Source organism: Hathewaya massiliensis (assembly GCF_902143515.1).
GTDB classification, from domain to species: domain Bacteria; phylum Bacillota; class Clostridia; order Clostridiales; family Clostridiaceae; genus Hathewaya; species Hathewaya massiliensis.
The window spans coordinates 532,190-545,443 of the sequence record NZ_CABFVD010000001.1; the positions used below are offsets into that span (position 1 = coordinate 532,190).

Consider the following 13,254-nt stretch of genomic DNA (forward strand, 5'->3'; position numbering starts at 1 on the left):
AATATTTATATATAATTGTATAAACCCTTAATATATTTGGGTATATTTAAAGTTTATTAAGATTAAATAATTTTACAAAAAGATTATATGTGATTGAAATCCAATAATCGAAATAAATAACTTTATAAAAGGAGGATTTATATGTATAAGGATAACAACAATGATGTGCCATTTTATAAAAATGTAAGTGAAGGGGAATCTTTAGAAGAATATATATTAAATAGAGATAAAGAGTTAAATAAAGATAAAATAAAATCTGAAAAACTTCAAAATGAATTTTATGGTTTTTCCCTTTATCCTCAATCGACTCTTTATACTAATGATCCTAACCATTTTTATTAAAAAAACTCCTCTAATGAGGAGTTTTTTTAATATTTCTCTGAGACTATAGCCTTTTATTAACTTATGAACTTGTAGCTTTAGTGAATCTAACATTAACCATATTCCAGTTTATAATGTTATAAAAAGCATTTACAAAATCAGCTCTTTTGTTTTTGTATTTTAAATAATAAGCATGCTCCCAAAGATCCATTACTAGAAGTGGAGCTACTCCCCATTGGGTTAAATTTTGATGTTTTTCACATTGAAGAATAACTAACTTGTTAAAACAAGGATTCCAACATAATATAGCCCAACCTGATCCTTCTACAGCAATAGCTGCTGCTGAAAACTCTTTTTTAAAGTTTTCAAAGCTGCCAAAATCTTTTTCGATTTGTTGTTTTATTTGTCCACTAGGATCATTCTTATTTGGGCACATGTTCTCCCAAAATAAAGTATGAAGAATATGACCTGAGCCATGAAATGCAAGTTCCTTCTCCCAATGTTTAATTAGAGTATAGTCACCACTAGTTCTAGCCTCTTCTAATTTTTTCTCTGCATTATTAAGTCCATCTACATAAGACTTATGATGAGCATCATGATGAATCCTTAAAGTCTCTTCGTCATAATAAGGTTCTAAGGCATTATATGCATAAGGTAAATCTGGTAAAGTATGTGCCATAATAAATCTCCTCTCACTAATTTTAATTACAATATTATTATGGCTTCTACCATGTGCCTTTATACCCTTTCCTCTTGACATTGATTTTTATTAAGGGATTTTTTGCCGTATATATATAAAGTAGCTGCTGCTCCTATTATAATACATCCTCCTAAAAGACTGTATATATCAGGTATCTCTTTAAAAATAACAAAGCCTAATAAAGTAGCAAATATAATATTTACATAATTATATATAGATACTTCAGCAGCCGGTGCATATTTGTAGGCTAAGGTCATAGTTACTTGAGCAAATCCATAACAAAGTCCTATACATATTAAAATAAAGATCATCTTCATATCCGGTACTTTAAACTGAAAAAACATTCCTGGTAAAGTTCCAAGCATAGATATTAAAGCAAAGTGAACCACAATAGTTGAAGAATCTTCTTTGTTTCCTAAAACACTTAAAAATGTATAAGCAATCCCTGATAAAACTGCAGATAAAAACCCTGATAGAGCTGGTATCATTTCCATGCTAAACTTAGGTTTAATTACTAATAGTGCCCCAATAAAAACTATAATTAAAGCTGGTACTTGTAGTTTGTTTAGCTTTTCCTTTAAAAAAATACAGGCAAATAAAGTAACAAAAAAAGGTGACAATTTATTTAACATTGAAGAGTCTGCTATCATAAGCTTACTAATAGCATAAAAATTAGTTATCATAGCACCAAGACCTATAACGGATCTTGCAAATAAATATTTTTGATTTTCCTTCTCCCCTAAAAAACTAACCCCATTTTTCTTGGCAAATAAAAATGCAATAATAAATGTAACTACATTAGTAAAAAACATCCTTTCAAATAAAGGTATATCATTACCCCACTTTACAAATACGTTCATTAAGGCATAGAGAAATGCCGACATAAGCATAAAAATTATGCCTTTATTTTTGTTTTGCATAAAAACTCCCCCTAAATACTATATACTTAAATCATATGCTCTAATTTTATCAGATTTTTATAATTATATATATATAAATTATAAAGATAAAAGATTTAAAAGTAATAAAAAAATCAGGTTAGCTTAACCTGACTTTTTTATTACTTTTTATTTTTCTCATCTATTTCTTGTTCTTTGTTAACATTTTCCTCTTCACATTTAACCTCTTCAAAATAGAAAGAGTCCTTAGATATTACTCCTTTAGTCTCCTTTAATGTCACAAATTCATCATTCTCATCTACATTATCATTATATTCTTTTCTACTTTTATTTGGAATTCTATCGGCAAAAACTCTAAAAAGTTCTTCTCTAAAATATTCAGCATCCAACCTTGGAAAAGAGTCCATTAATTCAAAACCTTTTTCCATAGCTTTTTTTGTACTTTCTACTTCATATTTAAAATAATATTTCCCACTTCTTCTACAAAGTTCACCTATTTTGAAATTGACTCCATCATCACTTTTCCAAAATAAATTAATTAACTCTCTCTCGTCTAGAATCACTATTTCACACCTCTTTATATTAGTAATTACTCATAAGTTTTACTTATTAAATGTTTAAAAGCTTTATTAAATTTTATCACATATTTAAACTATTTATAACCTAATATTAAAATTTATATAAAAATTTTAATATTAGGTTTACAAAAATATGCAAATCAAACTAAAAGTTCTTTAATAAGAGTGAAAAACTCTCTCCTTCTTCGGTTTTTTCACAATTAAAAATATCTGTTATAGTGGCTCCTACATCTCCCAAGGTATTCCTTTCCCCTATAAATTTCATTCCATTAAGCTTGCTATTATATAAAAGAATAGGTATCTCTTCCCTTGTATGTTTACTATGTCCTATAACAGGATCATTTCCATGATCCGCCATAACAATAAGTAAATCCTCTTCTGTTATTTCACTTAAAATTTCTTCAAGTAACATATCTACTTTTTCTAACTCTTTGCCATATAAATATGTATTTTGAAGATGCCCTGCTAAATCTGTGCCCTGTATATTAGCAAATATAAGCCCCTCACTTAAGTTCTTTATTTCCCCTATGATATCCTTTGATATAGTATCAGTTTCAACCCCGTGTATTCTTTTATATACCTCTCCATATATTATATCTGAAACTTTTCCAATTAGAACTACAGGTATACCTTTCATAGTAAGTTTATCTACACAATGTCCTTTATTACTAATTCCATAGCCTAAATGCTCTACCCTATATCCTCTATTATACACATCACACTTAGGTGCATTTATGCCTATGTAATCTTTCTCTCTAACCTCTATAGAAGCTTTTAACTCTTCTATGGGTATATCACAAATCACAGCTACTACTCGTGATACTTCAACCATATGTCTGACTTCCAGAGCAACTTTTTTTACTTCTTCATAGCTAGTATGAAAACTACTTCCTATAACTGTATATACCTGACCATACTCCGCCTCTATATTATCACAAATCATAATTCCCTCATTTACTATTAAGTACATTTTATTCTCTATTATTTTTTCTTCAACTCTATATTCTAAACTCTTTAATCTACTCTTTATATGATCAATATAAAAACTTATAGGTCGTATAATTGGATTTTCCACTTTAGCTCCTGCTATTTCATAGTGTCCATAAAAAGAATCCGCACCATAATGTTTTAACTTAGCTTTTCCGTATGTGGTATTTTTAGAACTTTTATACTCTCCAACCTCTTCTCCTAAAGCATTCATTAAGCCTAATTTTAATAAGTTAGGTATTTTTAAATTTTTTTCACTTTCTAAAATATGCTTTAATGTATTGCTTCCAATATCCTGTTTTCTCTCTTCTTCTATATCACTCATAGCTCCTATACCTAAACTATCAATTATAAGCAAAATAACTCTTTTCATAAAATCACCTTCTTTACTTTATATATCTTATCTTTTGTATTATTAACTTTTAGGCTTTGTTAGACATTATGAAGCGACTTTTATATGAACATTTTTATTTAATGTTTGAGCAAAGCGAATTTTTAAATTTATTTTATAATATCAGATATAAGCTAAAATAGAAAGAGAACACTTTTATATATTTTAAGTGTTCTCTTATTTTTAATAAATTATTATTTAGTTAAGCACTTTCTCAACAGAGATTTTAAAGTCTTCTCCATTTATCTTAACTTCAGTGTACTCTCTATTTTCATTGTATAAAACTTCTACTGATAGAGTTTCTTTCTTTATAGTATCTTCATGTTTTTTTACAACTGATTCTAAGGTTTCATTTCCATCTACATATAAGTTAATTTTATCTGAAACTTCAAACCCACTGTCTTTTCTCATGTTTTGAACTTTACTTAATATTTCTCTTACATGCCCTTCTTCTCTTAATTCATCAGTTATGGTTGTATCTAATAGAACTCCTAGTTCCCCTTCTCCTGCAAAGGCATATCCTTCTAAGCCTTGCATTGTAACTAATAGGTTCTCTTTGTTAAGTTCTATTTCATTTCCTTCTACATTTATAGTTACACCTTCACCATTATTTATGCTTTGAGCTAATTTCATCTGATCTTGTGCAGCTATAGCTTTTCTTATTTGAGGAATTAATTTTCCATAAGTTCTTCCCATTACTGGAAGGTTAGGTTTTATTTCAAAATTAACGTATTGAGAAACATCTGCACCAAAACTTATATCTTTAATATTTAATTCATCTTTAATTATATCGCCATAATATTCAGGTATAGACTTTGTAGATAGGAGCATTTTTGAAAGTGGTTGCCTATTTTTAATATTTGCTCCATTTCTAGCTGCTCTACCTAATTTAACAACCTTATATGCCACTGACATTTCTTCTTCTAATTCTTTATCAATTGAGGAATCACATGCTACTGGCCAAGAGCATAAATGAATACTCTCTTTTGCATTTTTATCAAGTCCTCTTACAAGGTTTTGATAAATTTCCTCTGTCATAAATGGTATAAATGGAGAAGCTATTTTGCTAAATGTAACTAATACATTGTATAGTGTTACATATGCACCTATCTTATCCCCTGTTAAATCTTCTGACCAGAATCTCGCTCTATTTCTTCTTACATACCAGTTAGATAATTCATCTACAAATTCTTCAAGAGCTAAGGCTGCTGTTGTTATTCTATAGTTATCTAGTTCTTCTTCTACAGTCTTAATTAAAGAATTTAATTTTGAAATTATCCACTTATCCATAACATTTTCAGACTTAAAGTCTTTATATTCTAATGGATTAAATTTATCTATATCCGCATATAGCACATAGAAAGAATATACATTCCATAAAGTACTTAAGAATTTTCTTTGAGCCTCAGCCACATCTTCTTCTGAGAATCTAGTTGGAAGCCATGGTGCACTAGCTGTATAGAAATGCCATCTTGTAGCATCTGCCCCTTGACTTTCTAAAACTTCAAAAGGATCCACTACATTTCCCTTATGCTTAGACATTTTAATACCTTTTTTATCTAAAACGTGGCCTAAAACTATACAGTTCTCAAAAGGTGCCTTTTCAAATAAAGTAGTTGAAATTGCAAGTAGTGTGTAGAACCATCCTCTTGTCTGATCCACTGCTTCTGAAATAAATTGTGCTGGGAAGTTCTTTTCAAATAATTCCTTGTTTTCAAATGGATAATGATGTTGAGCAAAAGGCATTGATCCTGAATCAAACCAACAGTCTATAACTTCCTTAGTTCTCTTCATCTCTTTTCCACATTCTGAACAATTTAAATGCACTTCATCTATATATGGCTTATGAAGTTCTAAACCTTCTTTAACTTCTATACCCTTTTTATTTAATTCTTCTCTGCTACCGATACATTCTCTATGTCCGCATTCACATTCCCAAATTGGAAGAGGAGTACCCCAATATCTATCTCTACTAATACCCCAGTCAATATTATTTTCTAAGAATTTACCCATTCTTCCTTGTTTAATATTGTCTGGTAACCAATTTATACTCTGATTATTTTTAATTAAATTTTCTTTTACTGCTGTAGTTTTAACAAACCAGCTATCCTTTGGATAATATAAAAGTGGAGTATCACATCTCCAGCAGTGTGGATATGAATGTGTAAACTTTTCTGATTTATATAACATATTATTTTCATTCATGTAGTCTATTATCTTAGGATCTGCTTTTTTAACAAATAACCCTTTCCAAGGTTCTACAGAATCTACAAAACATCCACTTCTATCTACTAAGTTTATTAATGGAAGTCCATGCTTCTTACATACAAAGCTATCGTCTTCACCATAAGCTGGTGCTGTATGAACTATACCAGTACCATCAGTTAAAGTTACAAAGTCTCCATGAATTATATAAAAGGCTTTTTCCTCTGGAGTTTCGAATTTAAATAATTGCTCATACTCCATACCTAAAATTTCTTCACCCTTGAATTCTTTTAAAACAGTATATTCTTCTACTAAAACCTTAGAAGCTAATTCTTTAGCTAGTATATATACTTCTCCGTTTTGTTCTACTTCCACATAGTCATATTTTCTATTTATAGTTAATGCTACGTTACTTGGTAATGTCCAAGGAGTTGTTGTCCAAGCTAGGAAATATTTATTTTCTTCATTTTTAACTTTAAACTTTACAAAAGCAGTAGATTCTTTTACATCTTTATATCCTTGAGCAACTTCATGGGAAGATAGTGCAGTACCACATCTTGGGCAATAAGGCATTATCTTATGTCCTTTAAATAATAGATTTTTATCCCACATCTGTTTTAATGCCCACCATACAGATTCTATATAATTATCATCATAAGTTATGTATGGATTATCCATGTCTACCCAGTAAGCTATTTTTTCAGACATATCTTTCCAAAGACTTGTATATTTAAATACACTATCCTTACATTCTTTAACAAACTTTTCAACACCATATTCTTCAATTTGTTCTTTTCCTGAAATACCTAGCATTTTTTCAACTTCTAGTTCAACTGGAAGTCCGTGAGTATCCCATCCTGCTTTTCTTATAACTTTATAGCCCTTCATAACCTTATATCTTGGCATTAAGTCTTTCATAACCCTTGTTAAAATATGCCCTATATGAGGTTTTCCATTGGCAGTTGGTGGACCATCGAAAAATGTAAAATACTCTCCATCTTCATTTAACTCAAAACTTTTTTTAATTATATCTTTATTGTTCCAAAGTTCAGCTACTTCTTTTTCTCTTTGTACAAAGCCCTTTGAATTATCAATTTTTTTATACATAGTATTTTCTCCCTTCTTTTTTTCTATTATATCCATTCCTAAAATAAAAAAACTTCGCCCTTAATAGGACGAAGTAAAATTCTTCGTTATACCACCTATGGTAGTTCAATGATTTCAGGTACATATTATACCCTATTCTTTAACGCAGAATTACGTAAAAGCTTACTTAATTTTCAGCTCTCGGCTCCTAGGTGATTTTCATTAACCTTCCACTATGGGCTCCCACCAAATCCCACTCTCTTAAAGTTTCCATGTTAACTACTCTTCCTAATCAAAGCCTTTATTTTAATCTTCTAAATTTAAATATAAAAATATTTTATCTTTAAGTATAAATATAATATACATAGTTTATTATCTATAGTCAATACCTTTAATTAAATTTATAGTTTAAGTGACGCTATAATCTTTGATTTAGCTAGCGGAACTTACTCCTACGTAAAATAGCGAAGTAAAAGTTTCCTTTTTTAAAGATTTAAAAAAAATTTACTTTTCGTACTTACTTATTCAAAGGATTTTTAACCATTTCCTTGTATACTAAATGTAATAAAGACAAATTATATTAATAAAATATAGAAACCACGATTTAAAGGAAGTGATATTTTGCAAATCAAATGGCTTGGCCATTCTAGCTTTTTAATAACCTCTAAAAATGGTACTAAAATTCTTATGGACCCCTTTGATAATACCATAGGTTATAATGTGTATAAAGGGGATGCAGACATAGTAAGTATAAGCCATCATCATTTTGATCATAATTGCCTTAAATATTTAAAAGGTGATTATATGGTTATAGATAGCATAGGTGAATTTAATATTAAAAATATCAAAATAAAAGGTTTTAGGACTTATCATGATAAGTTTTATGGGGCAAAACGTGGGGAAAATATAATATTTAGATTTGAAATAGATGGATTAGTTATATGTCACTTAGGAGATTTAGGTCATATGCTTACAGATGAAGAGATATCCTCTCTTGGTACTATAAATATATTACTAATTCCTATAGGTGGTAATTATACTATTGATAATATTGAAGCCTATGCCCTATGTGAAAAAATCAAAAGTAATATTGTAATTCCAATGCACTATAAAACTCCTAATCTAAACTTTGAATTATTAGGACTTGAAAACTTTTTGATTAAGTTTGAAGAAAGTGATAAAATTAATACTACAACCTTTAACATAGAAAATAATTATACTTTAACCGAAACAAAAAACAAATTACTTATTTTGGACTACTAATTCACATTTACTATGCTATGAAAAAATTTATATAAAGGAGTGAAGCACTATGCGAAAAAATGTTCCAATTATTAAAGGCACTTTAAGAAATCATATGATAGAAGTGCCTAATGCTATAAGAGATGCTAGTGGAATTGTTATATTTGGTAAAAGACTAAAATCATTTTTATTTACTACAGATGTTGCCTTAATTAAAAACACCAATGCGGATGCCATAATAGCAGTATATCCTTTTACTCCTCAGCCTATAATTACAGCCTCTTTACTATTGGCTACAGATGTGCCAATTTTTTGTGGTGTAGGTGGAGGAATTACTACTGGAAAAAGAGTTGTAAACTTAGCCCTTGATGCTGAATTTAAAGGAGCATTAGGTGTTGTTGTAAATAACCCTACTCCAAATGAAGTTATAACTCAAATGAGAGAAACTATAGATATTCCAATTATAGTTACAGTAGTTTCTGAATTTGAAGACATTGAAGCTAGAATAAATGCTGGTGCCACTATATTAAATGTTTCTGGTGCAAAAAGAACAGCACATATAGTTAGAAGCATAAGAGAAAAATTCCCTGATTTCCCTATAATAGCAACTGGCGGTCCTACAGAAGATACGATAAGAGAAACCATAGCAGCAGGTGCTAATGCTATAACTTATACTCCAGCACCTCCAGGAGAAATATTAAATGAAATAATGTTAAGTTATAGACAAAATTATGAACATAACCATGACGGTGACGAAGAAAAATAGAAACCTTTATAAACTATATATTAGTTAAACATGAATAAAACCATGGATAAAAAATGATTTTATAAAATATACTCTTTTTTAAGTACATTTTATTTTTCACCTATTTATACATGGTTTTATTTTATTTAATATTTTAATTCTATAACTTGCCCTTGTTCTAAACTATTTTTTACATCTATAATTCTTTGATTTTTAGAACCCCTATACTTTAAAGTTTCATCCTTTTCTTCTTTAATGAACTTTCCATCTATTATAACATCTACATTACTTAAAAGTTCTCTCCAAAACTTTCTCTTATACATGTTATTTGAAATGTATTCAAAAGTGTATCCAGTATAACACCAAATATTAAGTTCTAATTTTTTAATTTCTTTAGCTAAATAATAAAAGCTTTCTGCTTGTTCAAAAGGATCTCCACCACTAAAAGTTACTCCGCTAAGCATTGGATTTTTCTTAACTTCCTCAACTAATAGAGAGATTTTAAACTCTTCTCCCCCTTCAAAATTATGAGTATGAGGATTAAAACACCCCTTGCAATTATGTATGCACCCTTGAGAAAAAAATACCCTCCTAATACCCGGCCCATTAACTAAGCTTTCAAATATTATGCCTGAGAGTCTTATTTGTTTTTCTTCAATCATATTTACTTACACCTACCCACTTATATAGTCTGTGTATCCTTTTTTATTACTCATATGTGTAATTCTATCTTCTCTTTCACTATACTTACCAGGTCCAAACCTTTCATCAAGACTTAAATAACCTGTAACCCTTGAGATACCTTGAATATCCCTTCCCTTACAAACTGGGCATGACTCTTCACCACTTTGCAAGTATGTTCCACAATCTCTACAATATCTTATATGAAAATTAATACCTATATAGCTGATATTAGTTTCAGTATACGCATAATTTAAAATAGACATTATAATCTCTTCATTTGGACAATCATCTACCTCTAAATAAGTAATATGTCCACCATTACATAAGTTATGATAAGGTGCTTCTATATCAATTTTATCTTTAATAGAAATCGGATATCCAACAGGAACATGATAACTATTAGTATAATAATTTTTATCCGTAACACCCTTAACATCCCCAAATACACTTTTATCCTGAAGAATAAACTTTCCACTTAATCCTTCTGCAGGAGTTGCATAAGTACTCCAGTTTAATTTAGTCTCTTCTGTAATTTTATCCGTATAATTTCTTATGTATGATATTATTTCTACTCCTAGTCTCCTAGACTCTTTATCCTCACCATGATGCTTGCCAGTTAAAGCTACTAAAGTTTCCGCAAGTCCTATAAATCCAATGGCAAAACTACCTTGTTTTAATATAGGTTCTATGGAATCATTTCCACAGAGTCCTTCTGATCCTTTCATAAGCCCTTGACCAGCTACAAAAGGAAGGTCTTTAACTTTTAATTTCTTCAAAATCTCATATCTATGCATTAATGACTCTTTTGCTGACTCTAACCTTCCATGTAAAAGTTCAAAAAACTTATCCTTATTTCCTTTTGCCATTAATCCAAGCCTAGGTAAATTAATTGTAGTAGGAGCAATATTTCCCCTTCCCTTAGTTCCAGGCTCTCCATTTACATTAGAACAGATATAAGTTCTACACCCCATAGTTGAAGGTATTATTCCCATTTCATAATATTTTTTGTTAAAATCTGCATCTAAGTTCATAAATGTAGGGTTCATTCTCTTACTTGCAACTCTACAAGCAAGTTCATATAAATAATAGTAAGGATCATTTTTATCCCTATTAACTCCTGATTTTACCCTAAAAATTATATTAGGAAATATTGGTTGCTCTCCCTTACCAAGTCCCTTTTCATACTCTAATAAGAATAACTCACAAACTAAAGCTGCATCCTTAGAATTAGGTATTCCTAAATTAATAGAGCTAAAAGGTACTTGTGAACCAGCACGAGAATGCATAGTGTTTAAATTGTAAACAATCCCCTGCATTGCCTGACTTACGGTTTTCCTTAGCTTATTTTCCATAATCTCTTCTAATTTATCTTCTTCTAAGCCATACTCCATAAGTTCTTCTTTAATTTCTTTTCTAGTAGGCTCAATAAATGCAGCCATGTCATTATCAAAATCTGGATGAGATTGATACCAATAGGTAAGGCTTTGAAATTATCTCTACCTTTTCCCCTGGTCCACACCGTACGTGATACTTTCATATCATACGGCGTTCCATCGTAATTATTTCAGTTATTTATGTCAGCGATATTTCTTCAAGTTCAGCAAGTTTTCTAAGATTATTTACCTTCTTTAGTTGCTCATCATTCAACCTAGTTCTATAAAGATACTTAGCTATTGTATCCTTATCAGTAGAGTGTATCAACTTATGCACATCGCTATGTAGGTAAATAAGATTTCTATAATCATCTTTCCCTCCGAGCTCAATGGGAATCTTATGATGACATTCCATCTCATGTGGTTCATAAAATTCTTTTAATATTCCACATTTACCTCTTTGTCCTGCATATAACGATATTCTATTATCATTATATTCCACACTTCTATTTAGAGATGGGCTCTGAATTATATACAACAATCTTTTTGAGAGCATTTGTTCAAGATTCTTATGGATTTTATTTCTGCCTTCCTCTGTATAATTACATACACCTTTTCCTAGCTGCATGGGGGTTAAAAACTTAATTCCCCATATTGGCACTACTCTTATACCATGTAGATAGATTGGTCTTCCACCATATTTACCATACATTTTGTTAAAGTAGTCAGGCGTGTAACCTTCCTTTGTAACTGCAAATTTATTTTCCATTTTCCGAAACACTCTATGTTGAATGTCTCTAAATTCTTGACAAACCATTGTTGCCATATTGTAGTATTGGTGATATCCAATTATCATTGAATTCAATTCTTGAACGTACGACTTATATGCATATCTTTTAATCTTCTTTAATTGATGCTTTAAATCACTTACCATTCGTTCTTTTGCTTTATCACAAATCCTACTTTCTATAACCCATTTCTCATTTTCTTTTCGAAGTTTGAATTTAATTCCTAAGAACTCACTATACTCTTTTTCTAGGTTGACAATCTTTGATTTTTCTTCACTTATCTCAAGATGTAATCTATCTTTTATCCAAGCTACAACTGCATGGTATATTCTCTCAGCATCATTTTCATTTGAACAGAAAACCTTGAAGTCATCTGCATATCTAACGATATGCATTTCTTTTAAGTTTGTATTTCTCAAAGCAACATGCATATTTCCTTTTTGTTTGTAAGGAAATTGAGTCTTGGCTTCATCCCATTGACTTGCTATCCACCAATCTAGTTCGTTAAGAACCACATTTGCTAATAGCGGGGATAATATACCGCCTTGAGGAGTACCTTTATTCGGTTTACCTTCACCTTGAATTTCAGCTTTAAGCATCTTGGATAGTACTGATAATATTTTCTTATCTTTAATACCCAAATACCATAGTTGCTTTATTAGTTTGCTGTGGTCAACATTATCAAAGAAACCTTTTATATCAATATCTATACAGTAATGAAGGTGATTTATTTGAGCTAAGCTATATGCTCTTGCTATAGCATGTTTAGTGTTCCTATTCGGTCTAAAGCCAAAGCTATATTTATAAAACTTTGCTTCAAATATTGGTTCTAATACTTGTAATAAACATTGTTGAATAAGTCTATCAACTATAGTAGGAATGCCTAATGGTCTCATTTTGCCATTCGCTTTGGGGATATAAACCCTTCTCACACTTTTAGGATAATAATTATTCAACTTATTTCTCACAAGTGATATTAATTCTTCATTACTCAATGTTTCTAAGTTTTTGATTGTTTGATTATCTGTTCCTTTTGTTTTACTACCACTATTCTTCTTGAGATTTCTATAAGCTAGAAGGATATTCTCCTCTTTTATTATTAGTTCATATAACTTATAAAAGTTATATCCTTCTGAACTTTTTCTATATAACATATCAAAGATATTTTGAATATTATAATATTCATTGTTTCTTAGTTTTTGTTTCTTGCTTTCACTCGTCATATAAGTCCATCCTCCTTCCTAGAAGGATGTCT

General features: G+C 30.0%; 10 protein-coding genes, 1 pseudogene and 1 other annotated feature. Of the genes and pseudogenes, 3 read left to right on the top strand and 8 right to left on the bottom strand.

Annotated elements, in window-relative coordinates:
* The first annotated feature begins 141 nt into the window (after positions 1–141).
* Positions 142–342 carry a hypothetical protein gene (locus FNZ64_RS02515; protein WP_142413295.1) on the top strand — a complete coding sequence of 67 codons (201 nt, stop codon included), beginning with the start codon at positions 142–144 and terminating at the stop codon, positions 340–342.
* A gap of 61 nt (positions 343–403) precedes the next feature.
* On the opposite strand, the gene FNZ64_RS02520 is transcribed toward FNZ64_RS02515, so the two are convergent.
* The 5 genes from FNZ64_RS02520 to ileS all read right to left on the bottom strand — a co-directional run bounded on the left by FNZ64_RS02520 (position 404) and on the right by ileS (position 7,188).
* On the bottom strand, positions 404–1,000 hold the full coding sequence (locus FNZ64_RS02520; protein WP_142413296.1) for a superoxide dismutase: 597 nt from the start codon (positions 998–1,000) through the stop codon (positions 404–406).
* A 59-nt stretch (positions 1,001–1,059) separates the two neighbouring features.
* Positions 1,060–1,941: a DMT family transporter gene (locus tag FNZ64_RS02525; RefSeq protein ID WP_142413297.1), complete on the bottom strand. Its 882-nt coding sequence runs from the start codon at positions 1,939–1,941 to the stop codon at positions 1,060–1,062.
* Positions 1,942–2,081: 140 nt separating this feature from the next.
* A complete protein-coding gene (locus tag FNZ64_RS02530; RefSeq protein ID WP_142413298.1) occupies positions 2,082–2,483 on the bottom strand; it encodes a hypothetical protein in 402 nt (133 codons plus the stop codon).
* Positions 2,484–2,643: 160 nt separating this feature from the next.
* Positions 2,644–3,858, bottom strand: a complete 1,215-nt coding sequence (locus FNZ64_RS02535; protein WP_142413299.1) for a phosphopentomutase — start codon at positions 3,856–3,858, stop codon at positions 2,644–2,646.
* A 216-nt stretch (positions 3,859–4,074) separates the two neighbouring features.
* A complete protein-coding gene (gene ileS / locus FNZ64_RS02540) occupies positions 4,075–7,188 on the bottom strand; it encodes an isoleucine--tRNA ligase (RefSeq protein ID WP_142413300.1) in 3,114 nt (1,037 codons plus the stop codon).
* A gap of 61 nt (positions 7,189–7,249) precedes the next feature.
* Positions 7,250–7,472, bottom strand: a binding site (T-box leader).
* A gap of 316 nt (positions 7,473–7,788) precedes the next feature.
* On the opposite strand from ileS, the gene FNZ64_RS02545 reads away from it, so the two are divergent.
* The gene (locus FNZ64_RS02545) at positions 7,789–8,430 is read left to right on the top strand and encodes an MBL fold metallo-hydrolase (protein ID WP_142413301.1); all 642 of its coding nucleotides are present in this window, start codon (positions 7,789–7,791) and stop codon (positions 8,428–8,430) included.
* 49 nt (positions 8,431–8,479) lie between these two features.
* Positions 8,480–9,175 carry a beta/alpha barrel domain-containing protein gene (locus tag FNZ64_RS02550; RefSeq protein ID WP_142413302.1) on the top strand — a complete coding sequence of 232 codons (696 nt, stop codon included), beginning with the start codon at positions 8,480–8,482 and terminating at the stop codon, positions 9,173–9,175.
* Between the two features lie 125 nt (positions 9,176–9,300).
* Here FNZ64_RS02550 and nrdG read toward each other — a convergent pair whose 3' ends face one another.
* The 3 genes and pseudogenes from nrdG to ltrA all read right to left on the bottom strand — a co-directional run bounded on the left by nrdG (position 9,301) and on the right by ltrA (position 13,222).
* The gene (gene nrdG / locus FNZ64_RS02555; protein ID WP_142413303.1) at positions 9,301–9,816 is read right to left on the bottom strand and encodes an anaerobic ribonucleoside-triphosphate reductase activating protein; all 516 of its coding nucleotides are present in this window, start codon (positions 9,814–9,816) and stop codon (positions 9,301–9,303) included.
* Positions 9,817–9,828: 12 nt separating this feature from the next.
* Positions 9,829–11,304, bottom strand: a pseudogene (nrdD, locus tag FNZ64_RS02560) (anaerobic ribonucleoside-triphosphate reductase); the annotation flags it as partial.
* Between the two features lie 106 nt (positions 11,305–11,410).
* Positions 11,411–13,222 carry a group II intron reverse transcriptase/maturase gene (ltrA, locus tag FNZ64_RS02565; RefSeq protein ID WP_142413305.1) on the bottom strand — a complete coding sequence of 604 codons (1,812 nt, stop codon included), beginning with the start codon at positions 13,220–13,222 and terminating at the stop codon, positions 11,411–11,413.
* Between the last annotated feature and the right edge of the window lie 32 nt (positions 13,223–13,254).